Origin of the sequence: Aeromonas sp. MR16 (assembly GCF_022549315.1) — a bacterium.
Classification (GTDB): domain Bacteria; phylum Pseudomonadota; class Gammaproteobacteria; order Enterobacterales; family Aeromonadaceae; genus Aeromonas; species Aeromonas aquatica.
Genome location: NZ_JAKZFK010000010.1, coordinates 112628 through 135435, shown reverse-complemented (window position 1 = coordinate 135435; position 22808 = coordinate 112628). Strand labels below are relative to the sequence as shown.

The 22808-nt window shown below is 62.5% G+C and carries 25 protein-coding genes; 17 read left to right on the top strand and 8 right to left on the bottom strand.

Annotated features, from left to right (window positions below; genetic code table 11):
• Positions 1–147 precede the first annotated feature (147 nt).
• Genes yaaA through tapT form a run of 3 tightly spaced genes read right to left on the bottom strand, consistent with a single transcriptional unit; the run spans position 148 to position 3123 of the window.
• On the bottom strand, positions 148–921 hold the full coding sequence (yaaA, locus tag MM194_RS10130; RefSeq protein ID WP_033129234.1) for a peroxide stress protein YaaA: 774 nt from the start codon (positions 919–921) through the stop codon (positions 148–150).
• 31 nt (positions 922–952) lie between these two features.
• Positions 953–2062: a PilT/PilU family type 4a pilus ATPase gene (locus MM194_RS10125; protein ID WP_033129233.1), complete on the bottom strand. Its 1110-nt coding sequence runs from the start codon at positions 2060–2062 to the stop codon at positions 953–955.
• 26 nt (positions 2063–2088) lie between these two features.
• Entirely contained in the window at positions 2089–3123 is a 1035-nt protein-coding gene (tapT, locus tag MM194_RS10120) for a type IVa pilus ATPase TapT (protein ID WP_033129232.1), read from the bottom strand.
• A 39-nt stretch (positions 3124–3162) separates the two neighbouring features.
• On the opposite strand from tapT, the gene MM194_RS10115 reads away from it, so the two are divergent.
• The 5 genes from MM194_RS10115 to MM194_RS10095 all read left to right on the top strand — a co-directional run bounded on the left by MM194_RS10115 (position 3163) and on the right by MM194_RS10095 (position 6150).
• The gene (locus MM194_RS10115; RefSeq protein WP_241343501.1) at positions 3163–3864 is read left to right on the top strand and encodes a YggS family pyridoxal phosphate-dependent enzyme; all 702 of its coding nucleotides are present in this window, start codon (positions 3163–3165) and stop codon (positions 3862–3864) included.
• Between the two features lie 153 nt (positions 3865–4017).
• On the top strand, positions 4018–4842 hold the full coding sequence (gene proC, locus MM194_RS10110) for a pyrroline-5-carboxylate reductase (RefSeq protein ID WP_033129230.1): 825 nt from the start codon (positions 4018–4020) through the stop codon (positions 4840–4842).
• A 24-nt stretch (positions 4843–4866) separates the two neighbouring features.
• Positions 4867–5418 carry a YggT family protein gene (locus MM194_RS10105; protein WP_241343500.1) on the top strand — a complete coding sequence of 184 codons (552 nt, stop codon included), beginning with the start codon at positions 4867–4869 and terminating at the stop codon, positions 5416–5418.
• On the top strand, positions 5418–5726 hold the full coding sequence (gene yggU / locus MM194_RS10100; RefSeq protein ID WP_033129228.1) for a DUF167 family protein YggU: 309 nt from the start codon (positions 5418–5420) through the stop codon (positions 5724–5726). The genes MM194_RS10105 and yggU overlap by 1 nt, the downstream gene beginning before the upstream one ends.
• Before the next feature lie 4 nt (positions 5727–5730).
• Positions 5731–6150, top strand: a complete 420-nt coding sequence (locus MM194_RS10095; RefSeq protein ID WP_033129227.1) for a DUF4426 domain-containing protein — start codon at positions 5731–5733, stop codon at positions 6148–6150.
• A gap of 83 nt (positions 6151–6233) precedes the next feature.
• On the opposite strand, the gene MM194_RS10090 is transcribed toward MM194_RS10095, so the two are convergent.
• The 3 genes from MM194_RS10090 to MM194_RS10080 form a co-directional block, all read right to left on the bottom strand.
• On the bottom strand, positions 6234–7064 hold the full coding sequence (locus tag MM194_RS10090; RefSeq protein WP_241343499.1) for a CPBP family intramembrane glutamic endopeptidase: 831 nt from the start codon (positions 7062–7064) through the stop codon (positions 6234–6236).
• Between the two features lie 409 nt (positions 7065–7473).
• Positions 7474–7767 (bottom strand): hypothetical protein, encoded by a 294-nt coding sequence (locus MM194_RS10085; RefSeq protein WP_033129225.1) that lies wholly within the window; start codon positions 7765–7767, stop codon positions 7474–7476.
• 51 nt (positions 7768–7818) lie between these two features.
• The gene (locus MM194_RS10080) at positions 7819–8193 is read right to left on the bottom strand and encodes a YacL family protein (RefSeq protein ID WP_033129224.1); all 375 of its coding nucleotides are present in this window, start codon (positions 8191–8193) and stop codon (positions 7819–7821) included.
• 304 nt (positions 8194–8497) lie between these two features.
• Between MM194_RS10080 and MM194_RS10075 the strand changes: the two genes are divergently transcribed.
• The 7 genes from MM194_RS10075 to MM194_RS10045 all read left to right on the top strand — a co-directional run bounded on the left by MM194_RS10075 (position 8498) and on the right by MM194_RS10045 (position 15908).
• A complete protein-coding gene (locus MM194_RS10075) occupies positions 8498–9613 on the top strand; it encodes a sugar diacid recognition domain-containing protein (RefSeq protein ID WP_241343498.1) in 1116 nt (371 codons plus the stop codon).
• A 119-nt stretch (positions 9614–9732) separates the two neighbouring features.
• Positions 9733–10995 carry a GntP family permease gene (locus MM194_RS10070; RefSeq protein WP_241343497.1) on the top strand — a complete coding sequence of 421 codons (1263 nt, stop codon included), beginning with the start codon at positions 9733–9735 and terminating at the stop codon, positions 10993–10995.
• Between the two features lie 9 nt (positions 10996–11004).
• Entirely contained in the window at positions 11005–12138 is a 1134-nt protein-coding gene (locus MM194_RS10065; RefSeq protein ID WP_241343496.1) for a glycerate kinase, read from the top strand.
• A gap of 219 nt (positions 12139–12357) precedes the next feature.
• The gene (locus tag MM194_RS10060) at positions 12358–12921 is read left to right on the top strand and encodes an NnrU family protein (protein WP_241343495.1); all 564 of its coding nucleotides are present in this window, start codon (positions 12358–12360) and stop codon (positions 12919–12921) included.
• Positions 12922–12980: 59 nt separating this feature from the next.
• Positions 12981–13517, top strand: coding sequence for a glutathione peroxidase (locus MM194_RS10055; protein ID WP_241343494.1), 537 nt, complete (start codon positions 12981–12983; stop codon positions 13515–13517).
• A gap of 76 nt (positions 13518–13593) precedes the next feature.
• Positions 13594–14529: a LysR family transcriptional regulator gene (locus MM194_RS10050; RefSeq protein ID WP_241343506.1), complete on the top strand. Its 936-nt coding sequence runs from the start codon at positions 13594–13596 to the stop codon at positions 14527–14529.
• 182 nt (positions 14530–14711) lie between these two features.
• Positions 14712–15908 (top strand): NupC/NupG family nucleoside CNT transporter, encoded by a 1197-nt coding sequence (locus tag MM194_RS10045; RefSeq protein WP_033129217.1) that lies wholly within the window; start codon positions 14712–14714, stop codon positions 15906–15908.
• A 235-nt stretch (positions 15909–16143) separates the two neighbouring features.
• On the opposite strand, the gene MM194_RS10040 is transcribed toward MM194_RS10045, so the two are convergent.
• A complete protein-coding gene (locus MM194_RS10040) occupies positions 16144–16644 on the bottom strand; it encodes a methylated-DNA--[protein]-cysteine S-methyltransferase (protein WP_241343493.1) in 501 nt (166 codons plus the stop codon).
• Positions 16645–16676: 32 nt separating this feature from the next.
• Positions 16677–17093, bottom strand: a complete 417-nt coding sequence (gene arfB / locus MM194_RS10035) for an alternative ribosome rescue aminoacyl-tRNA hydrolase ArfB (RefSeq protein ID WP_241343492.1) — start codon at positions 17091–17093, stop codon at positions 16677–16679.
• A gap of 202 nt (positions 17094–17295) precedes the next feature.
• Here arfB and glnK point away from each other — a divergent pair, with 202 nt between their 5' ends.
• From glnK to MM194_RS10010, 5 genes are all read left to right on the top strand, one after another.
• Positions 17296–17634 carry a P-II family nitrogen regulator gene (gene glnK, locus MM194_RS10030; RefSeq protein ID WP_033129214.1) on the top strand — a complete coding sequence of 113 codons (339 nt, stop codon included), beginning with the start codon at positions 17296–17298 and terminating at the stop codon, positions 17632–17634.
• A 232-nt stretch (positions 17635–17866) separates the two neighbouring features.
• Positions 17867–18874, top strand: a complete 1008-nt coding sequence (locus tag MM194_RS10025; protein WP_241343491.1) for a Fe(3+) ABC transporter substrate-binding protein — start codon at positions 17867–17869, stop codon at positions 18872–18874.
• Between the two features lie 39 nt (positions 18875–18913).
• Positions 18914–20539 carry an iron ABC transporter permease gene (locus MM194_RS10020; protein WP_241343490.1) on the top strand — a complete coding sequence of 542 codons (1626 nt, stop codon included), beginning with the start codon at positions 18914–18916 and terminating at the stop codon, positions 20537–20539.
• 43 nt (positions 20540–20582) lie between these two features.
• On the top strand, positions 20583–21617 hold the full coding sequence (locus MM194_RS10015; RefSeq protein ID WP_241343489.1) for an ABC transporter ATP-binding protein: 1035 nt from the start codon (positions 20583–20585) through the stop codon (positions 21615–21617).
• An 81-nt stretch (positions 21618–21698) separates the two neighbouring features.
• Entirely contained in the window at positions 21699–22604 is a 906-nt protein-coding gene (locus MM194_RS10010; protein WP_241343488.1) for a Dyp-type peroxidase, read from the top strand.
• Positions 22605–22808: the final 204 nt, after the last annotated feature.

Below are 22808 nucleotides of genomic sequence, written 5' to 3'. Positions count from 1 at the left end.
TTTATGGAGGGTCGGCAAAGGTGCGGCTGGCTGGATTGCGGACAGAAAAAAGCCGATGCATAGACATCGGCTAATAAAAAGTGCTTACAACAGAGGATTCACAGATTAAGACCCGAGGATCCTGCGGTTGGTTCCCTCTTTTTGTAATTAATTTTCGGCGCGCTTGAACATCAGGGTGCTTTCATCCGACTCTGTCGGCACAAAATAGTAGCCCCCCTCATTGAAGCCGGTCAGCTGCGCCACCTCGGTCAGCCGGTGCTTGATGATGTGACGGGCCATCATGCCGCGGGCCTTCTTGGCATAGAAGCTGATGATCTTGAACTGACCGTTCTTCTCGTCCTTGAACACAGGGGTGATGATCCGCCCCTTCAGCGCCTTCGGGCGAACGGACTTGAAGTATTCGTCGGATGCCAGGTTGATCAGCACCTCATCCCCCTGGGCTGCCAGCGCCTGGTTGAGGTGCTCGGTGATGATGTCGCCCCAGAACTGATACAGATCCTTGCCGCGCTCGTTGTCGAGACGGATCCCCATCTCCAGCCGGTAGGGCATCATCAGGTCGAGCGGGCGCAGCACGCCATAGAGGCCGGACAGCATGCGCAGGTGTGCCTGGGCAAAGTCGAGATCGGCCTCGCTGAAATCTTCCACCGCCAGTCCCGTATAGACGTCGCCCTTGAACGCCAGCAACGCCTGACGGGCGTTGGCCGGGGTGAAGTCCGGCTGCCACTGGGCGAAGCGCGCCGCATTCAACCCCGCCAGCTTGTCGCTGATCTTCATCAGGCTGGCGATCTGATCCGGGGTCAGTTGGCGGGCCCGGCCGATCAGCCGGGCGGAGTGATCCAGTAACTCGGGCAGGGTATGGCGGGACGTCACCAGCGGCGACTCGTAATCCAGCGTCTTGGCCGGGGAAACCACAATCAGCATAACGATCCTTTATAGCGGTGACACACGCCCCTCATTCATCCAGGGTGACGTTGTCGAGAGTGCCTGCACCCAGCTGCTCGCGGCCGGACAGCTTGATCAGCAGTCGCAGGTCATTGGCCGAGTCGGCATGGGCAAGGGCCTCACTGTAGCCAATTTGGCCGGCACAGAACAGGGTGAACAGCGCCTGATCGAAGGTCTGCATGCCGAGTTCGGTGGATTTGGTCATCACCTCCTTGAGCCGGTGCACCTCCCCCTTGCGGACGATGTCGGTGATGAGCGGGGTGTTGAGCAGGATCTCGAAGGCGGCGACCCGGCGCTGACCATTGGCATTCGGCAGCAGTTGTTGTGCGACTATGGCACGCAGGTTGAAGGAGAGATCGAACAGGAACTGGCGGTGCTTCTCCTGCGGCACCAGATGGAGGATGCGATCCAGCGCCTGGTTCGCGTTGTTGGCGTGCAGGGTGGCGAGGCAGAGGTGGCCGGTCTCGGCAAACTGGATGGCGAGCTCCATGGTCTCTGTACTTCGGATCTCGCCGATGAGAATAACGTCCGGCGCCTGGCGCATGGAGTTCTTGAGCGCCACATCGAAAGATTCGGTGTCTATCCCCACCTCCCGCTGGGTCACCAGACAGCGGCCGTGCTGATGAACGAACTCCACCGGATCCTCCACCGTCAGGATATGGCCGTCGCCGTGCTGATTGCGATGGCCAATCATGGCCGCCTGGGTGGTGGACTTGCCGGCGCCGGTGGCGCCGACAAAGAGCACCAAGCCGCGTTTGGCCATGGCGACGTCCCGCAGTACGGGGGGTAACATCAGTTCGTCGAAGGTGGGAATGCGGGTCTCGATGCGGCGCAGCACCATGCCCGGCAGATCCTGCTGCCAGAAGGCGCTGACCCGGAATCGCCCAAGCCCCTCGCGATGGATGGCGTAGTTGGCCTCCCGGGTGCGCAGGTAGCGCTCGAAGTGCTCGGTATCCAGGCTCTCTCTGACCAGGCTGAGGGTCGTCTGCTTGTCGAGGGGGGGGGCCGCCAACGGTACCAGACGGCCATTGACCTTGAGGGTGGGGGGGGCGTCGACCGTGATAAACAGATCCGAGCCCTTCTGTTCAACCAGTGCAGCCAGCAGAACATCCATGTTCATAGCGTCTCCTTGGGTGTGAAAGCCTATCAAATGCTGTTGGGATCGGCCGCCTTGGCCTTGGCATCGAGGGCGGCGACTATGCCCCGATTGACCAACTGCTTGAGGCTCTGATCCATGGTCTGCATGCCGTGGGTCATCCCGGTCTGGATCACCGAGTAGAGCTGGGCGATCTTGTCTTCCCGGATGAGATTTCGCACCGCCGGGATCCCCATCATGATCTCGTGGGCCGCCACCCGGCCACCGCCGATCCGTTTGAGCAGGGTCTGGGAGATGACCGCCCGCAGGGATTCGGAGAGCATGGAGCGCACCATGTCTTTCTCGGAGCCGGGGAAGACGTCGATAATACGGTCTATGGTCTTGGCAGCCGACGAGGTGTGCAGGGTGCCAAACACCAGATGGCCGGTCTCGGCCGCGGTCATGGCCAGACGTATGGTCTCCAGATCGCGCATCTCGCCCACCAGTATGATGTCCGGATCTTCCCGCAGCGCCGAGCGCAGGGCGTTGGAGAAACTCTTGGTGTCACGATGGACCTCGCGCTGGTTGACCAGGCAACGCTTGTTCTCGTGCACGAATTCAATGGGATCCTCGATGGTGAGGATGTGGTGGTGGAAGTTGTCGTTGATGTAGTCGACCATGGCCGCCAGGGTGGTGGACTTGCCCGAGCCGGTCGGGCCCGTGACCAGCACCAGACCGCGAGGGAATTCGGCTATCTTGCGAAACATCTCCGGCGCCCCCAGATCGTCCAGGCTCAGCACTGTGCTGGGGATGGTACGGAACACTGCGCCGGATCCGCGTGCCTGCTGGAAGGCGTTGACCCGGAAGCGGGCCATGCCGGGCACCTCGAAGGAGAAGTCTACCTCGAAATTCTCCTCCAGCTCCTTGCGCTGGTGGTCGTTCATGATGTCGTAGATGAGGGCGTGAACTTCCCTGTGGTCCAGGGCGGGCAAATTGATCTTGCGAACCTCTCCATCAACCCTGATCATCGGGGGAACCCCGGCCGAGAGGTGTAGATCCGAGGCCTTATGCTTTACACTGAAAGCCAATAACTCTGTGATATCCATAGACTTGTTATTCTCCCATCACAAGATCACGAACGAAATATGAGCCAGATTGCCCAGCACCTGCTTCAGGTAAAGGAACGTATTGTACAGGCCGCCCGGCGGGTTGGCCGTGGTGCCGATCATATCCAGTTATTGGCTGTCAGCAAGACCAAGCCGCTGGAGGACATCCAGGCCGCCTATGCCGCGGGTCAGCGCCGCTTCGGCGAATCCTATGCTCAGGAGGCCGCCGCCAAGATCGACACCCTGCGTGCCCAACCAAACTACGCAGACATAGAGTGGCACTTTATCGGCCCGCTGCAATCCAACAAATCCAGGCTGGTGGCAGAGCGATTCGATTGGGTGCAAAGCGTCGATCGCGACAAGCTGATCGAGCGCCTCAACAGCCAGCGTCCAGCCGGACTGCCTGCGCTAAATGTCTGTCTGCAAATCAATATTAGCGGAGAGAGCAGCAAATCCGGTACGTCGGAGCAAGAGATTTTCCGATTGGCAGAGCTGGTCTCCCACTGCGAACGACTGAGGCTGCGCGGTCTGATGGCCATCCCCGAGCACACCAGCGACGAAGCGGTATTGGCCGTGCAGATGCGGCGTATGCAGACTCTGTTCACCGAACTTGCGCGACAATACCCGAGCGTCGACACCCTCTCGATGGGCATGACCGAGGATCTCGAGCCGGCGATCGCCCATGGCAGCACCATGGTGCGGGTCGGCACCGCCATCTTCGGTGCCCGTGATTACTCATAAACAGGCACAGTGAATGCAGCGCGCCTGCAGGGTAAGCAGACCTGTCCGCGTTCACGTCATCAATTCAGGAGCGTTTGATGCAGCATAGAACTCTCGCCTTTATCGGGGCGGGCACGCAGGGCTCCGCAGTCATTTCATCAGCAGGAGAGCAAGATGCAGCATAAGATCCTCGCCTTTATCGGGGCGGGCAACATGAGCCGCAGTATCATTGCCGGCCTGGTGCAGGCGGGCTATCCGGCGGATCGGATCCTGGCCGCCAACCCGAGCCGTCCCAAACTCGACGCACTGGCCAGCCAGTTTGGTATCCGCGTCACTCAGGATAACGCCGAGGCGGCCCGGGCGAGCGATGTCATAGTGCTGGCGGTCAAGCCACAGCTGATGGCGGGCATGCTGAGCTCCCTGGTCGCCGAGCTGGGCTCGCTGGAAGGCAGGCTGCTCATCTCCATCGCCGCCGGCATCAAGGTCGAGCGGTTGCAGGAGATGGCAGGGGGTCATGGGCGCATCATTCGTACCATGCCGAACACCCCTTCCCTGCTGGGGCTGGGGATGACGGGCCTGTATGCGCCGCCTGCCATAGGGCAGGAGGATCGCGATTTTGCCGAGCAGATGATGCAGTCTGTGGGCAAGACCCTCTGGACCTCGCAGGAGTCAGGCATCAACGGCGTCATCGCGGCGGCGGGCAGTGCGCCGGCCTACTTCTTCCTGTTCATGCAGGCGATCGCCGAAGAGGCCGAGGCCATGGGCTTCTCACCGGAGCAGGCTCGCCTGCTGGTGCAGCAGACCGCGCTCGGGGCTGCCGCCATGGTGGAGCAGAACCCGCAGCTCTCCCTGCAGACCCTGCGCGAGCAAGTGACCAGCAAGGGCGGCACCACGGCCGAGGCCGTCAAGACCTTCCAGGAGCAGGGGCTGATGCCGCTGACCGCGCGTGCCATGCAGGCGGCCGTCACCCGAGCCGCCGAAATGGAAACTCTTTTCTGAACCTTTTTTTGAACAGGAGCCCGGATGAACACCGCTTACTTTCTGATTAACACGATTTTCGATATCTACCTCATGGTGGTGTTGCTGCGCGTCTGGCTGCAGTGGGCCCGCGCCGATTTCTACAATCCCATGAGCCAGATGGTGGTCAAGCTGACCAATCCGCTGGTGATCCCGCTGCGCCGCGTCATTCCCGGCTTCGGCGGGGTGGACATGGCCTCGGTGTTGCTGGCCCTGGTCATCGCCTTCGCCAAGCTGGCGCTGCTCAAGAGCATGAACGTGCTGTTGACCGACTGGCTCACCCTCAGCCTGTTCGCCTTCCTCACCGTGCTGAAGAAAGCGGGCTCCATGATCTTCTGGGTGCTGTTGATCCGCGCCATCCTGAGCTGGGTCAGCCAAGGCCGCAACCCCATCGAATACGTGATGCATCAGTTGACCGAGCCCTTCCTTGCGCCGATCCGCCGTATCCTGCCGGCCCTGGGTGGGCTGGATCTTTCGGTGCTGGTCGCCTTTATCGCGCTGCAGGCCATAAACTATCTGTTAGGAGATCTGTTCGGCCAGCTGTGGTGGATGATCTGATGCCAGCCGTCCTGCAAGAGGGGGACGGGCTGACGCTGCATCTGATGATCCAGCCCAAGGCGAGCCGGGATCAGATCGTCGGATTGCATGGCGACGAGTTGAAAGTGGCCATCACGGCACCGCCGGTGGATGGCCAGGCCAATGGCCATTTGATCAAGTACCTGGCCAAGCAATTCAAGGTGGCCAAGGGGCAGGTTCGCATCGTGCGGGGGGAGCTTGGGCGGCACAAGACGGTCACCATAGAGGCGCCAAGGCAGATCCCCGCCGAGATTGAAGCCCTGCTGGAGAGCGGAACACGAGAAGGATGACATCATGAAAACAGCCTGGATTAGCTGCCTGTTGGCACTGTTGATGACGCTGCCATTGCGGGCCGAACAGATGAAGGAGCTGGGCCCCTGGCAGGTGCATTACAACGCCTTCAACTCCAGCTTCCTCACCCCCGAGGTGGCCAAGGCCTACGGTCTGGAGCGCAGCCGTTATAACGGCATCATCAATATCGCGGTGCAGAACAAGCAAGGGGTAGCCCAGGCGGTTGGCATCAGCGGCGAGGCCAAGAACCTGACCGGTACCATCCGCACCCTGAGTTTTCAGGAGGTGAAGGAGGGGGAGTCCATCTACTATCTGGCGGTGCTGCCCTATCGCAATGAGGACACCTACCAGTTCACCCTGAAGATCATAGGGGAGGGGCAGCAGCAGACCCTGACCTTCCAGCAGACCTTCTACGTCGACTGATCCGGGTCGATGAAAAATGCCCCGAACCTGTGTTCGGGGCATTTTTTTGTCCGTCGTTCGCCCAAAAGGCGATGCCAGTGGCCTCAGCGGCTGGCCAGCGGGTAGGTGAAGAAGGCCAGGTGAGCGAAGTTGAACAGGAAATGCAGCAGGATGGCGACACTCAGCCGTCCGCTCCACAGGAATGCCAGCCCGTAGCAGGCTCCCGCCAGGGCGGCAAACAGCATTAGCAGCGGGCCACCGGCCAGGTGCGCGGCCCCGAACAGCAGGCTGGCGATCAGGATGCCCACCCAGATCTGACGGCGCTTGGCGATGGCCTGCTGGATAAAGCCCCGAAACAGCGCCTCCTCCGCCACACAGGTGAACAGCAGGTTGTTGAGGGCAAACAGCCACCACCAGTGAGGCAGGCCCAGCTCCGGCTTGAGGGCGCCGAGCTGCCAGGCCGCCAGCAACAGGGCCGCCAGTGGCAGGATGAGCAGGGCCAGTGGTCGCCAGCGGATGGGGCCTCCCTGGCCGAGCAGGGTGGGCCAGGCCAGCAGCAGGCCGAAGAAGATCAGTGGCTTGTCCAGATTGAGATACAGGCTGAAGGGCACGCTGGCGGGGCCGGCCTGCACCCGATCCAGTACCCTGAGATTGTCAAAGCCCGGCACCAGATGCAGCGTCAGGGCGATGGCCCACAGCAGCACCAGCGTCAGTGCTATGCCACGCCAGGGTTGGGGCAGGCTGGGGGTTTGCCAGGCCAGCAACAGGCCGGCGAGGCTGACCAGCGCGGCGAAGGGGCTGAGGCGTCCCAGCCAGAGGGCGGCCAGCAGGGCGAGCCCCAGCAGGATCAGGCCGGGTCTCGGCTGGTGGGCCAGGCAGAGCAGCACGGCGAGGGCCAGGGTGCCCCAGATCAGGGCATCAGGTAGTGGCAACATTGAGTCTCCTTCATCTTCGAGGGGACGCACCTTAACGCTCCACCTTGCCGTGACACAAGGGTCAATAGACTGGTCGGATCCCTGTACTGCCGGTCAAGGCGGGCGTGTCGGGATACAAAAAAGCCGGAGCAGAGGCTCCGGCTATGGCTATCTCAGTAGCGACCTTGTGCCATTCATTGGCATCCTGGCGGCATATAAGACTAATTTTCTGATTTAGCGCAGATGCTTATCGGCCTGATTCAGCGATCACGCGGGCGATGGTGCTATCGATACGCTTGGTCGCTGGCTTATCGACCTGATTCGGCGATCACGCGGGCGATGATGCTATCGATACGCTTGGTCGCTGGCTTATCGACCTGATTTGGCGATCACGCGGGCGATGGTGCTATCGATACGCTTGGTCGCTGGCTTATCGACCTGATTCGGCGATCACGCGGGCGATGATATCGGCCCGCTTGGTGGCTTCCAGCTCGCCAAGGGCGATCAGGCCAGCCTTGAAGATGACGTTCTTCGGCAGACTGACGTCGTCCAGGGTGGCGATGGCCTCCACGTGCATGCCGTTCAGACGGCTGGCATCGCGCGGGCTCAGGTTGACCTGGGTGTTCATCACCTGCTTGCCCTTCTTCTTGGGGGGGACGGCTTTCTTGGTGGATTCCTGTTCTTCGTCTTCCGGCAGTTCGTCATCAAAATCGTAAATAGACATAGTCAATCCTGTTGGTTTGCGGCGGGCAGTTTGCCCGATCATCACGGTTATTCAGCCCATATCCTCGTTGCGGATAAAGGCGCGCCAGGAGGCAAGCACCTGGGCAAAATCTTCCAGCCCGCACATGGCCAGTTGCTCATCATCGTAGTAGGCGAGATCGTCGAGATCCTCGTCCAGCGAGATATTGAGGACGTTGGCTTTCACCTCCGCCTCTTCATGGGTGAGCAACAGCGAATAGTCGCCGCCGGGCAGGCTGTATTCGACCAGGGCGCGGCTGGAGAGCCGGTCGATGATGGTGAACAGCTCATCGAGTTTCTCCTCATCCTTGCCCACCTCGTCGATCAGCCATTGGCCGATGGCTTCATGGCCCATGGAGAACCGGGCGCGATAGCCACCGAACGGGTCGCGGCGAAATTCATAGTCCATAGCGGGGTCCATAGCGAAAGGGTGGGGCCATCACCACGGCGTGGCGTCTGGCGCCGATTCGTGATCCATGGTGGGGCACACCTGAGGTAAAGTGGCCTATTCTAGCGATCCCCCCCGCGCTTGTCTTGATGATGTGACATCTTTGCAGCGTTACCTCGTTTTTTGTTCGGAGATCCCATGCAGTTAAATGACGCGCTCGCTCATCGGATTGTCAGTCTGGCGATAAAGATCCTGTGGTTCCCGGTCGATGTGAACGAGGGAGAGCAGGGCCCCATCATTGCCTCCGACGAGATCAGGAGATCCCATGCAATTAAATGACACCCTGGCCCGGCAGATCGTCAGCCGGGCGATGAAGATCCTCTCGTTCTCGGTCAACGTGATGGATGAACGCGGCCTCATCATCGCCTCCGGCAATCCGGAGCGGTTGCACCAGCGCCACGAGGGGGCCGTGCTGGCGCTGACCGAGAACCGGGTGGTGGAGATCAGCGAGGCCACCGCCCAGCAGCTCAAGGGGGTGCGGCCCGGCATCAACCTGCCCATCGCCTATCAGGGGGAGCTGCTCGGGGTCATCGGCATCTCGGGGGATCCGGAGGAAGTGCGCGCTTACGCCGAGCTGGTGCGGATGACCGCCGAGCTGATCCTGGAGCAGGCGGCGCTGACCGAGCAGCTGCAGTGGGACAAGCGCCACAAGGAGGAGCTGGTGCTGCAGCTCATCCGCGGCGAGGGGCGGGTCGATCAGCTGCAGCAGGCAGCCCGCTTCCTCGAGCTGGATCTGGCCCAGCCTCGGGTGGTGGCCGTGCTGACGCTGGAAGAGGCCGATCCCGCCCGATTGCGGGAGCTGGTGCATCTGCTGGAGTACCCGGAGCGGGACAACCTGGTGGCCATCAACGGCCTGGACGAGATAGTGGTGCTCAAGCCGGCCCAGCTCAGCGACGGCGTCTGGCAATCGGCGCAGGAGCGCAGCCGCATCAAGCAGCTGCTGGCCCGCATTCCCCATTTCAAGGTGCGCATCGGGGTGGGTGATTACTTCGCCGAGATCGACGGCCTGGCCCGCTCCTACCAGACCGCCCGCGATACCCTGCGCCGTGGCATGCGCCAGGCGCCGCGCAAGCAGGTCTACTTCTTCGAGGATTACCGGCTGCCGGTGCTGCTCGGCAGCCTAGCGGACTCCTGGCAGGCGGATCAGCTGCGGGCCCCCCTGCTCAGGCTGGCGCAAGAGGATGCAAAGGGAACGCTGCAAAAGACGCTGCGCCAATATTTCTTGCAGGATTGTGATCTGCATCCCTGTGCCGATGCCTTGTTCATTCATCCCAATACCCTGCGTTACCGGCTGACCCGGATAGAGCAGATAACAGGGTTAAATTTCAACAAGTTAGATGACAAATTTCTGCTCTATCTCGGGCTCAATCTCGACGGCTGATTTGTTCATATGAACAAAAAATGACGATATGAAAACGAAAGCTTTGGCTTTTCGGCCAAAGCTTTCCGATCCGGGATCACCATAATGGCCACCACTTACTCCCACTCAAGGTGCCCGTCATGATCCCTGTATCCGCGCTCGGTGCTCTCGCTGCGCTCTCCATCGCCATCTTCCTCATCCTGAAGAAGGTGCCGCCCGCTTACGGCATGATCGTCGGTGCCCTGGCCGGTGGCCTGATCGGCGGAGCCGACCTGACCCAGACCGTCGCCCTGATGATCGGCGGCGCCCAGGGGATCACCACCGCCGTGATGCGGATCCTGGCGGCCGGCGTGCTGGCCGGCGTGCTGATCGAATCCGGTGCGGCCACCACCATCGCCGAGACCATCGTCAAGAAGCTCGGCGAGACCCGTGCCCTGTTGGCGCTGGCGCTGGCCACCCTGATCCTGACCGCGGTCGGCGTGTTCGTGGACGTGGCCGTCATCACTGTCGCCCCCATCGCCCTGGCCATCGCCCGCCGTGCCGATCTCTCCAAGGCCGCCATCCTGCTGGCCATGATAGGTGGCGGCAAGGCGGGCAACGTCATGTCCCCCAACCCGAACGCCATCGCCGCGTCCGACGCCTTCCACCTGCCGCTCACCTCGGTGATGGCAGCCGGCATCATCCCTGGCCTGTTCGGTCTGGTGATGGCCTACTGGCTGGCCAAGCGCCTCAACAACAAGGGCAGCAAGGTCGCCGCCGACGAGGTGGTGAGCTTTGACGGTGCCCAGCTGCCCGGCTTCTTGGCCGCCATCAGCGCACCCCTGGTCGCCATCCTGCTGCTGGCCCTGCGCCCCATCGCCGGCATAGTCGTGGATCCGCTCATCGCCCTGCCGCTCGGCGGCCTGGTCGGCGCCCTGATGATGGGCAAGTTTAGCAAGGTGAACCAGTTTGCGGTCTCCGGTCTGGCCCGCATGGCGCCGGTGGCCATCATGCTGCTGGGCACCGGTACCCTGGCGGGCATCATCGCCAACTCCGGTCTGAAGGATGTGCTGATCAGCGGCCTGACCGCCTCCGGTCTGCCCTCCTACCTGCTGGCCCCCATCTCCGGTGCCCTGATGTCGCTGGCGACCGCCTCGACCACAGCCGGTACCGTGGTGGCCTCCAACGTGTTCAGCTCCACCCTGATCGAACTCGGCATCACCAGCCTGGCCGGCGCCGCCATGATCCACGCCGGTGCCACCGTGTTTGACCACATGCCGCACGGCTCCTTCTTCCATGCCACCGGGGGCAGCGTCCACATGGGCGTGAGCGAGCGTCTGAAGCTCATCCCCTACGAAACTGCCGTCGGTCTGACCATTGCAGCCGTCTCCACCCTGATGTTTGGCGTGTTTGGTCTCGCCTAAGGAACTGATATGAAAATTGTTATCGCACCAGATTCATTCAAGGAGAGCCTGAGCGCCATGGCGGTGGCCGATGCCATCGAGGCCGGTTTCAAGCAGATATTGCCCGACGCCACCTACATCAAGCTGCCCATGGCCGATGGCGGCGAGGGCACGGTACAGTCCCTGATCGATGCCACCGGCGGGCGCATCCTGCCGGTGGAGGTAACAGCCCCGCTCGGCAACAAGGTACAGGGCTTCGTCGGCCTGCTGGGGGATGGCGAGCGGGCCATCATCGAGATGGCGGCGGCCTCCGGCCTGCACCTGGTGGCACCGGAGCGGCGCAACCCGCTGCTCACCTCCAGCTGGGGCACGGGCGAGCTGATCCTGGCGGCGCTGGAGATGGGGGTGACCCACCTCATCCTCGGCATCGGTGGCAGCGCCACCAATGACGGCGGTGCCGGCATGATCCAGGCGCTCGGTGGCAAGCTGCTCAAGGCCGATGGCAACCCCATCGCCCTGGGCGGCGGGGCCTTGAGTGAGTTGGCGCGCATCGATCTGAGCGGGCTGGATCCGCGCCTGACCGGCCTCACCATCGAGGTGGCCTGTGACGTGGACAACCCGCTGTGCGGCCCGAAAGGCGCCTCCGCCGTGTTCGGCCCGCAGAAGGGGGCGACCCCGGAGATGGTGGCCCAGCTGGACGCCAATCTGGCCCATTACGCGGATTGCATCGAGCAGGCCCTCGGCAAACAGGTGAAGGCCATCCCGGGGGCGGGCGCCGCCGGTGGCATGGGCGCCGCCCTGGTGGGGTTGCTGGGCGCCGAACTCAAGCCCGGCATCCAGATCGTCATCGAGGCACTGAAGCTGGCCGAGGCGGTGGCCGATGCGGATCTCGTCATCACCGGCGAGGGGCGGATCGACAGCCAGACCATCCATGGCAAGACCCCCATCGGGGTGGCGCGCTGCGCCAAGCAGTTCGGCAAGCCGGTGATCGGCATCTCCGGCTGCCTCACCGACGATTACGGCGTGGTGCACGAGCACGGCCTGGACGCGGTGTTTGCCGTGGTCAACCGCGCCATGTCCCTGCCGGAGGCGCTGGCGACCGCCACCACCAACCTGCAGCTCACGGCCCGCAACGTCGCGGCCCTCTATATGCTGCGCAACTAATCCCTCTTCTGGCCGGCGCATGGCGCCGGCCACTTCCTGTCCCGTGTAGCGGATGTGGTTGGCTGCCTGGCAGCAAACGCTCTGACGCACCTTGCCGATCCCTGGATCGGCTTTTTTCATTATCCCGCTGTCTTTTATATGGTTTTTGTATTCTGGCCGGATGCTTTGCGGCATAGTGATCCCCCCCCACACTGAGGGGCAACGTGCGAGGAGCAACCCATGATCTTGCTGACCCTGGGGGTAGTGCTATTTACCCTGATCCACCTCTATCCCTGCTTCGCCGTGACCCACCGTGCCCGCCTGCGCGATCGGCTGGGAGTGCAGCGTTACAAGGGACTCTTCTCGCTGCTGGTGTTCGTCGCCATCGCCAGCATCCTCGCCGGCTGGCGCAGCGCCAGCCCCATGCCACTCTATTTCCTGCCCGTCTGGGGCCCGGCCCTGGCGATGGGGCTGATGCCCGTCGCACTGATCCTGCTCTGTGCCGGGCAGGGGGCCAACCACTTCCGGCGCTGGCTGGTGCACCCCCAGCTCATCGGTACCCTGCTGTGGGCGGGGGCCCATCTGACGGTGAACAGCGAGGCGCGCTCCCTGGTGCTGTTTGGGGGCGTGGGAATATGGGCCCTCGTCAGCATCGTCTGGATTTCGGTGCGGGACTGGCAGCAGAAACCGCGCCCGGCGGCGAGCTGGCAGGGAACGGGGATCTGCGTGGGGGCGGGGCTGGCGCTCACGGCGCTGATGGTCTTCTGGGGCCACGGCTGGCTGACCGGGATCCCCTTGCATTGATCCCTGAACCAGACGGCGACTTCTCGCGTATGATGGAGAAAACCCGAGGAGTCACGTCAATGAAATGGTTCAGCCTGTTGTTATTGCTCGGCGCGAGCGCGGCCTCTGCGGCCTGTCCCGATTACTTCAATGTGGAGCAGCGGGAGCTCAACAGCACCCAGCGCCACAACCTCTGTCAGCTGACCGAAGGCAAGGTGGTGTTGGTGGTCAACACCGCCTCCTATTGCGGTTATCGTGGCCAGTTCGCCGATCTGGAGCAGCTCTATCAGGGTTACAAGGCGCGGGGGCTGATCGTGCTGGGCTTCCCCTCCAACGACTTCTGGCAGGAGTCCGGGGACGAGGGCAAGACTGCCTCTGTCTGTCGCCGTGACTACGGCGTGACCTTCCCCATGTTCAACCGGATCGCCGTGCGCGGGGACGATGCCAGCCCCCTCTACAAGGGACTGGCGGCCGCCGCCGGTGGTGATGCGCCTGGCTGGAACTTCCACAAATACCTAGTGGGCCGCGACGGCAAGTTGATCGCGAGTTACGGTGCCAATCAGAGTCCGGATGCCGATCCGCTGCTGGCCGCGGTGAAACAGGCCCTCGATCGCTAGGCCTCGCCGGGCGGCTCTGGAATAATGGGGGCCCGCCACTCACTCTGGTTATCCCGTGCTGCAACGCCTTCCCCAAATGGTGATCTTCGATGCCCTGGTCCGTGAGCAGGGCATCTCCGCCGCCGCGCGCCGGCTCGGTGTCTCCAAGTCCCACATCAGCAAGCAGCTGGCCCAGCTCGAGACCGAGCTCGGTGCCCAGCTGGTGCAGCGCACCACCCGCCGCTTCGCTCTGACCGAGCTCGGCCAGGAGTATGCCCGCCACTGCCGCGCCCTGGTGGCGGTCGGACTCGAGGCAGACTCCATGGTGGCTGAGCGGCGTGGCAAGGTGAGTGGCGTGCTGCATCTGGGAGTCGGCCAGTCCTTTGGCCGACTGCACGTGATCCCGCGCCTCAAGGCGTTTCAGGATCGCTACCCCGGGCTGGAGCTGGAAGTCTCCCTGTTCGATCACAGAACCAATCTGGTGGAGGAGGGGCTGGATCTCTGGATCACCACCTATGAGGACAAGCCCCAGGCGCTGGTGGGGCAGCGGCTGGCGGACATCCACTTCGTGCTGGTGGCCTCACCGGACTATCTGTTGAGCCACGGCACCCCGCTGCAGCCCAAGGATCTGGCCCAGCACAACTGTATCACCTACCAGAGCCGGGAGCGGCGCTACCACGAATGGTCGTTCCGCCAGGGCAAGGAGCGCCAGACGGTGCAGGTGGCCGGCAACTACCGGGTGGATCTGGCGGAGGCGGTGCGGGACGCCGCCCTGGCCGGGCTCGGCATCGCCTATGTCGCCAACTACTTGCTGGACAAGGAGTTGCAATCCGGCCAGCTCATTCCCCTGCTGCCCCAGTGGCGACCGAACCAGAAGATGGCGGTGCACGCCGTCTACGCCAGGCGCGAGCATCTGGATCCCAAGATCCGGCTCTTCATCGACTTTCTCAAGGAGAGCTTCGGCCCGGAACCCTATTGGGAGCAGCGGCTCGCCCCCTGGCTCGGCGGCAAATTGTCCGGCGTAGAGGAATAATCGTTTCCATACACGAACACTGGCTTTCGCCTGATATCAAAATCGAACCAAATCAGCACCTTGGCGCAACCGATATCGTGAAAACGTTTTTGCTAACAGGGTTGTAACCAAGCGGGCTTGCAGTAACAACGCGGGAAGAGCAGAATCCGCGCCCATCTTTTACCCCACTAGATGGAATCCCTATGATTGCCCTGCTCGGCATCCTGAGTATCCTGGCGATGGCCGTACTCTGCTCTGATAATCGTCGTCGTATCCCGTTGCGAACAGTCGGCCTAGCCCTCTGTCTGCAAATCCTCTTCGCCGCGCTGGTGCTCTGGCTGCCCGCCGGTCAGAGCGTGCTGAACGGGGTCAGCGAGAGTGTCAGCAGCGTGATCGGCTACGGTCAGGAGGGGATCGCCTTCCTGTTCGGCGATCTGGCCAAGTTCAAGCTGGGCTTCATCTTCGCGTTCAACGTGCTGCCGGTCATCATCTTCTTCTCCGCCCTCATCGCCATCCTCTACCACATCGGCCTGATGCCCAAGGTGATCGCCCTGCTCGGCGGCGGCCTGCAGAAACTGCTGGGCACCGGCCGTGCCGAGAGCCTCTCCGCCACCGCCAACATTTTCGTCGGCATGGTGGAGGCGCCCCTGGTGGTCAAGCCCTACCTCTCCAAGATGTCCGATTCCCAGTTCTTCGCGGTGATGAGCTGCGGCCTGGCCTCGGTGGCCGGCGGCACCCTGGTGGGCTACGCCAGCATCGGCGTCGAGCTGAAATACCTGATCGCGGCGGCCTTCATGTCGGCCCCCGCCGGTCTGGCCATGGCCAAGATCCTGGTGCCCCCCAGTGCCGATGAGGTGGATCACCACCAGGACGTGGAGATGCCGCGCTCGACCAACGTCATCGAAGCGGCGGCCGACGGCGCCATGGCGGGTCTGAACATAGCTGTGGCGGTGGGTGCCACCCTGCTGGCCTTCGTCGGGGTGATCGCCCTGTTCAACGGTCTGATCGGCTGGGCCGGGGATCTGGTGGGGCTGGAGCTGAGCTTCCAGATCATCCTGGGCTGGCTATTTGCCCCCGTCTCCTGGCTCATCGGCGTGCCCTGGGATCAGGCTCAGGCGGCCGGCGCCCTGATCGGCACCAAGATCGTCATCAACGAGTTCGTCGCCTTCATCGCCCTGGTGCAGGATCAGACCCTGGATGCCTCGAGCAAGGCCATCGTCACCTTCGCCCTATGCGGCTTCGCCAACATCTCCTCCATGGCGATCCTGATCGGCGGCCTGGGGGCCATGGTACCGGAGCGCAAGGCCTTCATCGCCCGTTACGGCATGCGTGCGATTCTGGCGGGGGTGCTGGCGAACCTGATGAGCGCCTCCCTGGCCGGGCTCTTCCTCGCCCTCTGATGTGACCCCGAAGCCAGCACCTTCCGGTCAAGGCCCGCTTCGGCGGGCTTTTTTGTGGCCGGACGACAGGCAAAAAAAAGCGCCTCTGGGGAGGCGCGGGGAAAAAGACAGATTGGAAGCGTCACACGGGTGGTACCTGGATGAAGGATGTTCAGTGCCATCCAAGTATGAAGCCATGATGCCAGCTCCTGTCTGAAGCCCTTCTGAGGCGATTCTTCATACTATGTTCATTTTGCTAAACGCCGGGTGGGGTCAGTTCAAAGCCTCTGCTCTCCTGCTCCAGCGCCAATAGCCAGCGTTTGATGGGCAGGCCTCCGCCATATCCGATCAGCTCGCCGCTGCGGCCTATGACCCTGTGGCAGGGCACTATGATGCTCAAAGGATTGCGGCCGTTGGCGGCGCCCACCGCCCGCATCGCCTTGGGATTGCCGATGGCCCGGGCGATCTCCAGATAGCTGGTGGTCTCGCCGTAGGGGATCTCGCACAGGGCCTGCCAGACGGATTGCTGGAAGGGGGTGCCCCGGGCGGCGAGCGGCAGGTCAAAGCGTTGCAGCCGGCCGGCGAAGTAGGCTTCGAGCTGGGCGATAAAGGGGGCCAATGCCGGGTCATCCCGCTGCCATTCCGGTGCCGGCATCACGGGCCGCTCACCTCGCACGAACTCCACATAGCGCAGCCCGTCCCGATCGATGACGACGAGCAGGGGGCCATGGGCGCTGTCGCAGAAGCTGTATCTCATCTGTGTTGATTCCTTGGCGTGGGCAGTCGAGGTCACTCCTGCACGGGTTTGCCGCGGGCCGACTTGATGTCCCCCTTGCGCTTCTTGGCGTCGACCCGCTTGCGCTGGGAGCTGCGGGTCGGCTTGGTGGCGTGGCGGGCCTTGGGGCGCCAGGCGGCCTTCTTCAGCAGCTCGGTCAGCCGGCTCATGGCCTCCTTGCGATTCATGTCCTGGCTGCGATGGGTCTCGACCCTGATCTGGATGAAGCCGTCGTGCACCCGGCTGTCGCTCAGCTTCTCCAGCCCCTCCTTGTAGAGATCCGGCAGGCTGGGGGAGTCGCGGTAATCGAAGCGCAGCCAGACGGCGGAGTCGGTCTTGTTGACGTGCTGACCGCCGGCGCCCTGGGCGCGCATGGTCTGGAACTGCAGCTCGTGCCAGGGGATGGTCACGCTGTTGGAGATGACTAACATGGGGTGATGCTCTCATTTGGTGCATCAAGGGAGTCTGGTGCAGCTTGGTGCCTCAATATGGGGCGAGATGCGCTTCCTTGGTGATCCTGGGTCCTAATGGCCCAAGGGTTAAAGCCTATCTTTATGAAAATAAACAATAAAAATACTTGGCACAAGAATTGATGTCTCTATCCACGACATACCATGGATTGGGAGCAACCAGATGAAGCTGATTACTGCGATTATCAAACCCTTCAAGTTGGACGATGTGCGCGAGGCCATCGCCAGCCTGGGGGTCGAGGGCCTGACCGTGTCCGAGGTCAAGGGCTTCGGTCGTCAGAAGGGACACACCGAATTATACCGGGGAGCCGAGTATCAGGTCGACTTCCTGCCGAAGGTGAAACTGGAGATCGCCACCGCCGACGAGAACGTGGAAGGGGTGATCGAGGCCATTTGCAAAGCGGCTTATACCGGCAAGATCGGTGATGGCAAGATTTTCGTCTACGACCTGCTGCAGGCGGTCCGCATCCGTACCGGTGAGAGCGACGACGAGGCACTGTGATCCCTTATGACCATTTTGCTGCCTGTCGGTCGGGGTGAGCGGGGACAGCCAGTCTGGCCGAAATGAGTGATATATCATCGAGAGGCTGGGTGGGATTCCATCCGGCCTCTTTGTTTGGTCGATGGTTAAATATGTGATCCTACCTGTGTAAACGACCTTGATACTGTTGTCTCGACTGTGCAGAATGCAAACGAAAATAGTTATCAATCGATACATGTACAAGGAATGGATGATGAAAATGAAGATGTTGGCGTTGCTCTTCTCCTCGCTGGTCGCCCAGTCGGCATTGGCTGCAGGGGAGGTGAACGTCTACTCCAACCGGCAAGATGAGCTGATCAAGCCCATCATCCAGCAGTTCGAGAAGGAATCGGGTATCAAGGTCAACGTGGTGTTCGCCAAAGAGGGGCTGAACGAGCGTCTGGAACGGGAAGGCAAGCTCTCCCCGGCCGACCTGATGCTGACCGTCGACATCAGCCGCCTGACCGATCTGGTGGACAAGGATCTGGTGCAGTCGGTGGACAGCAAGACCCTGCAGGAGAACATCCCGTCCATCTATCGGGATCCGGACAACAAGTGGTTCGCCCTGACCACCCGGGTACGCGCCATCTACTCCAGCAAGGATCGCCTCGGCAAGCTCGACACCATCAGTTACGAAGATCTGGTCAAGCCTGAATTCAAAGGCAAAATTTGTACTCGCAGCGGCAAGCACGAATACAATGTGGCGTTGGTTTCCTCCATGATCGCCCATCACGGCATGGCCGATACCAAGATCTGGCTGGAAGGGGTCAAAGCCAACCTGGCGCGCAAGCCGCAGGGCAACGATCGGGACCAGGTCAAGGCCATCAAGGACGGCATCTGTGACGTCTCCCTTGGCAACAGCTACTACCTGGGCGCCATGCTGAAAGATCCGGTGCAGAAGTCCTGGGCCGATGCGGTCTACATCAACTTCCCGAACCAGGCGGATCGCGGTGCCCACGTCAACGTGAGCGGCGTGGCCATGACCAAGTACGCCAAGAACAAGGTTGAGGCCCAGAAGCTGATGGAGTTCCTCTCCGGTGACACCGCCCAGCACATGTATGCTGACGTGAATGCCGAGTATCCGGTCAAGGCCGGGGTCGAGCCTTCCGCCATGGTCAAGTCCTGGGGCAGCTTCAAGTCTGACTCCCTGCCGGTCAGCGACTATGCCAAGCACCGCAAGGATGCTCTGCAACTGCTGGATGAAGTGAAGTTCGACCTGTAATCAGATGGGGCCACTGGCCCCATCAATCTCTGTGATCCCATGAAACATCTTGGTTGGATTACCGGCAGCTGGGCGAGCGCCCTGCTGCTGGGTTTGCCCGTACTCGCCCTCGTCTTCTCCGCCTTCTCGGCGGACGGGGAGCTGTTTTCCCATCTCGCCGATACCGTCTTGTCAGACTACCTCGCCAACACTGCAGGACTGGTGCTGGGGGTGGTGGGACTCAGTCTGCTGTTCGGGGTACCCACCGCCTGGCTGGTGGCCATGTGTCAGGTGCCGGGGCGTCGCGCCCTGCAGTGGGCGTTGATGCTGCCCATGGCCATGCCCTCCTACATAGTGGCCTACGTCTATACCGACCTGCTCGATTACTCGGGCCCGTTGCAGGCGGGGCTGCGCACCCTGTTCGACTGGCAGAGCCCGGGTGACTACTGGTTCCCGGTCATTCGCTCCCTCGGCGGGGCCGCCTGGGTGCTGGCGCTGGTGCTCTTCCCCTATGTCTACCTGCTGGCCCGTGCTTCGTTTTTGGAACAGTCGGTCAGCCTGATCCACTCCAGCCGATTGCTCGGTTGCACCCCCTGGCAGAGCTTTCGTCGCCTCAGCCTGCCCCTGGCGCGCCCTGCCATCATGGTCGCCATCTCCCTGGTGGCGATGGAAACCCTGGCGGACTTCGCCACCGTGCATTTCTTCGCCATCAATACCCTCACGACGGCGATTTATGACACCTGGCTCGGTTACGGCAGCCTGGCCACCGCCGCCAAGCTATCCTGCCTGATGCTGCTGGCGGTGGTGCTGCTGATCGCGGTCGAGCGCGGCTCCCGCCGGCGTCAGCAGGTGTTTCAGAAATCCATGGGCCATGAGCAACCGCTGCGCTACCCGCTCAAGGGGATGAGTCGTTGGCTGGCCGGTCTCTGGTGCTGGGGACTGGTGCTGGCGGGCTTCGCCCTGCCGTTCGTCATCCTGCTCGACTACGGGGTGCGCTATTTTGAACTCTCCTGGACGCCGGAGTTTGTCCGCTTCGCCGGCAACAGTCTGCTCATCTCGACACTGACCGCCCTGCTCGCTATGGGGATCGCCCTGCTGCTCGGCTTCTTCCGGCGCCTCGATGGGAGCGTTCGCAGCCTGCTGCCCCTGCGCATCTCGGCCATGGGCTACGCCATGCCGGGCACGGTGCTCGCCATCGGGGTGCTGGTGCCGCTGACGGCGCTGGATTTTGGCATCAACGATCTGGCCGAGTGGCTCGGGTTGCAGGGGCCGGGCCTGCTGTTGACCGGCACCCTCACCGCCATCGTGTTCGGCTATCTGGTGCGCTTCGTGGCCATCGCCATCGGTTCGGTGGAGAGCAGCATGGGCAAGATCGCCCCCAGCCTCGACATGGCGGCGCGCTCCCTCGGGCAGGGAACCGGTGGCATGCTGTGGCGGGTGCACCTGCCGCTGGTGCGGCGCGGCCTGTTTGCCGGCACCATGCTGGTATTTATCGAATCCATGAAGGAGCTGCCCGCCGCCCTGCTGCTGCGGCCCTTCAACTTCGAGACCCTGGCGACCCACGTCTATCAGTTCGTCTCGGACGAGATGCTGGAGCGGGGGGCGCTCGGCGCCATCGTCATCGTGCTGGTGGGCCTGGTGCCGCTCATCTGGATCAACCGCAGCCTGGACAGTCAGGGCCATTGAGCCCGGCGTCCGGCTGACGTCAAAGAACGAGAGGAGACGAGCCTTGTCTTGTCTGAATATCGAGAAGGTCAGCTGTCACTACAACGGTCGGCCGGTGCTGGAGCAGCTCTCCCTGCAAGTGGCCGACAACGAGATCGTCTGCCTGCTGGGGGCGAGCGGCTGTGGCAAGACCACGCTGCTCAAGGCCGTGGCCGGTCTGCTGCCGCTGGCAGAGGGGACCATCCGGCTCGGCGAGAGCCTGCTGGATGGACCCGGGGTGAGCATGGCGCCGGAGGCGCGCAACATCGGCATGATCTTCCAGGATTACGCCCTCTTCCCGCACCTGACGGTGGCCGACAACGTCGGCTTCGGGCTGGCACGCCAGACTCGCGGCGAGCGCAAGCTGCAGGTGGAGGAGGCGCTGGCCCTGGTCAATCTGCAGGGGCTGGGGGATCGTTATCCTCATCAGCTCTCCGGCGGTCAGCAGCAGCGGGTCGCCATCGCCCGCGCCCTGGTGTGCAAGCCGCGGCTGATGCTGCTGGACGAGCCCTTCTCCAACATCGACACCCAGGTGCGGATGAAGCTGATCCTCGAGATCCGCGCCCTGCTCAAGCGCCAGGGCATAGGCGCCATCTTCGTCAGCCACAGCAAGGAGGAAGCATTCGCCTTTGCCGACCGGCTGGCGCTGTTTCGGGCCGGTCATATCGAGCAGGTGGGGGAGCCGGAGCAACTCTATCGCCGCCCGCAGAACCGCTTCGTGGCAGAGTTTCTCGGCGGGGTGAACTACCTGGCCGCCGAGGTGGTGGACAACCACTGCGTGCGGACCGCGCTGGGGCTGGTGTATGGCAGCGAACCCCACGGTCGCACCGTGGGCGAGCGGCTGCAGCTGATGCTCAGGCCCCAGCAACTGGTGCTGACGGCGGCCGAGGATGGCGAGCTGAGGGTGCGGGAACAGCAGTTCCTCGGCCATCACTGCCGGGTGCTGGTGGCGTGTGGGGAGCAACTACTGGAGGCCAGCATCGGCGAGCCGCTGGAGGGGGAGAGGGCGCGGGTCACTGTGGCCCCCCATGCTCTGGTGCTGTTCGACTCTTTGCCCTGATAGCGATGTGAAATCAAGGAATTGGCCCGGTTCCGGTTTATAATCCCGCCACGCCTTTAGCCAATGTCTTTGGAGAGAGAAATGAAAGCCCAAGCCGGGATCTGCGCAGAGCCGAATCTGCACGCCCTCTATCTGATGTTCAATCGCACCGGTGACGGCGCCGAGTTGGCGGCCCGTCTGGCCAAGCTGCCGCTGCTGTGGGATGCGGTCGCCGCCGACTTCCCGGCGGCCGGTTTTTCCGGTCTGGTTGCCGTGGGCGCCGAAGGCTGGGATGCCATCTATCCGGCCGCCCGTCCGCCCCAGTTCCGCGGCTTTATGGCGCAGTCCGCCAATGGCCAGGAAGCGCCAAACACCCCCTTCGATCTGTTCGTGCAACTGCGTGCCGACCGGGTGGACGTGCTGCATCACGCCGGTCAGCGGGTGATGGCGCTGCTGGCGGGTCTGGTAACGCTTGCCGAAGAGGTGCGCGGCTTCCGCAACCTGGACTGCCGGGATCTCACCGGTTTCGTCGATGGCACCGAGAACCCGCAGGATGAGCACAGGGCCGAGGTAGCGCTGCTGGAAGGCGGCGAGTTCGCCGGCGGCTCCTACATCCATGTGCAGCGTTGGGTCCATGCCCTGACCGACTGGCAGAAGCTGGCGCTGAAGGAGCAGGAAGACATCATAGGCCGCACCAAGGTCGACAACATCGAATACGAGTCTGCCGACAAGCCGCTGACCTCCCACATCAAGCGGGTCAACCTCAAGACCCCGAAGGGAGAATCCATGGAGATCCTGCGCCAGAGCATGCCCTGGGGCACCATGCAGGAGCAGGGGCTCTACTTCATCTCCTGCTGCCGCACCCCCCAGCACTTCAACGCCATGCTGGCCAGCATGTACAAGGGGGAGGGCAGCCACTACGATCATCTGCTGCGCTTCACCAAGGCAGTGACTGGTGTGGCTCTCTTCGCCCCCTCGCAAGATTTCCTGCTATCCCAGGGGAAATAACAGCACGAATACGCTGTAGAAATGAGCCTAAGCAAGCGGTCTGATATGGATCTCTGACCCTGTCGGCTCATCTGTGGCAGTGGCAGTGGCAGTGGCAGCAGCGCCCGCGTACCCGTCAGGCGGCATGCAGGCCGCACAGATAACAAAAATCCCGGCCTAGGCCGGGATTTTTCGTTCAGGTCACAGGGCCGGGAAGGCCTGCCT

Excerpts from the sequence above, each read along its gene's own strand:
- yaaA (WP_033129234.1), bottom strand. The coding sequence starts at position 921 with ATGCTGATTGTGGTTTCCCCGGCCAAGACGCTGGATTACGAGTCGCCG.
- MM194_RS10125 (WP_033129233.1), bottom strand. The coding sequence starts at position 2,062 with ATGAACATGGATGTTCTGCTGGCTGCACTGGTTGAACAGAAGGGCTCG.
- tapT (WP_033129232.1), bottom strand. The coding sequence starts at position 3,123 with ATGGATATCACAGAGTTATTGGCTTTCAGTGTAAAGCATAAGGCCTCG.
- MM194_RS10115 (WP_241343501.1), top strand. The coding sequence starts at position 3,163 with ATGAGCCAGATTGCCCAGCACCTGCTTCAGGTAAAGGAACGTATTGTA.
- proC (WP_033129230.1), top strand. The coding sequence starts at position 4,018 with ATGCAGCATAAGATCCTCGCCTTTATCGGGGCGGGCAACATGAGCCGC.
- MM194_RS10105 (WP_241343500.1), top strand. The coding sequence starts at position 4,867 with ATGAACACCGCTTACTTTCTGATTAACACGATTTTCGATATCTACCTC.
- yggU (WP_033129228.1), top strand. The coding sequence starts at position 5,418 with ATGCCAGCCGTCCTGCAAGAGGGGGACGGGCTGACGCTGCATCTGATG.
- MM194_RS10095 (WP_033129227.1), top strand. The coding sequence starts at position 5,731 with ATGAAAACAGCCTGGATTAGCTGCCTGTTGGCACTGTTGATGACGCTG.
- MM194_RS10090 (WP_241343499.1), bottom strand. The coding sequence starts at position 7,064 with ATGTTGCCACTACCTGATGCCCTGATCTGGGGCACCCTGGCCCTCGCC.
- MM194_RS10085 (WP_033129225.1), bottom strand. The coding sequence starts at position 7,767 with ATGTCTATTTACGATTTTGATGACGAACTGCCGGAAGACGAAGAACAG.
- MM194_RS10080 (WP_033129224.1), bottom strand. The coding sequence starts at position 8,193 with ATGGACTATGAATTTCGCCGCGACCCGTTCGGTGGCTATCGCGCCCGG.
- MM194_RS10075 (WP_241343498.1), top strand. The coding sequence starts at position 8,498 with ATGCAATTAAATGACACCCTGGCCCGGCAGATCGTCAGCCGGGCGATG.
- MM194_RS10070 (WP_241343497.1), top strand. The coding sequence starts at position 9,733 with ATGATCCCTGTATCCGCGCTCGGTGCTCTCGCTGCGCTCTCCATCGCC.
- MM194_RS10065 (WP_241343496.1), top strand. The coding sequence starts at position 11,005 with ATGAAAATTGTTATCGCACCAGATTCATTCAAGGAGAGCCTGAGCGCC.
- MM194_RS10060 (WP_241343495.1), top strand. The coding sequence starts at position 12,358 with ATGATCTTGCTGACCCTGGGGGTAGTGCTATTTACCCTGATCCACCTC.
- MM194_RS10055 (WP_241343494.1), top strand. The coding sequence starts at position 12,981 with ATGAAATGGTTCAGCCTGTTGTTATTGCTCGGCGCGAGCGCGGCCTCT.
- MM194_RS10050 (WP_241343506.1), top strand. The coding sequence starts at position 13,594 with ATGGTGATCTTCGATGCCCTGGTCCGTGAGCAGGGCATCTCCGCCGCC.
- MM194_RS10045 (WP_033129217.1), top strand. The coding sequence starts at position 14,712 with ATGATTGCCCTGCTCGGCATCCTGAGTATCCTGGCGATGGCCGTACTC.
- MM194_RS10040 (WP_241343493.1), bottom strand. The coding sequence starts at position 16,644 with ATGAGATACAGCTTCTGCGACAGCGCCCATGGCCCCCTGCTCGTCGTC.
- arfB (WP_241343492.1), bottom strand. The coding sequence starts at position 17,093 with ATGTTAGTCATCTCCAACAGCGTGACCATCCCCTGGCACGAGCTGCAG.
- glnK (WP_033129214.1), top strand. The coding sequence starts at position 17,296 with ATGAAGCTGATTACTGCGATTATCAAACCCTTCAAGTTGGACGATGTG.
- MM194_RS10025 (WP_241343491.1), top strand. The coding sequence starts at position 17,867 with ATGAAAATGAAGATGTTGGCGTTGCTCTTCTCCTCGCTGGTCGCCCAG.
- MM194_RS10020 (WP_241343490.1), top strand. The coding sequence starts at position 18,914 with ATGAAACATCTTGGTTGGATTACCGGCAGCTGGGCGAGCGCCCTGCTG.
- MM194_RS10010 (WP_241343488.1), top strand. The coding sequence starts at position 21,699 with ATGAAAGCCCAAGCCGGGATCTGCGCAGAGCCGAATCTGCACGCCCTC.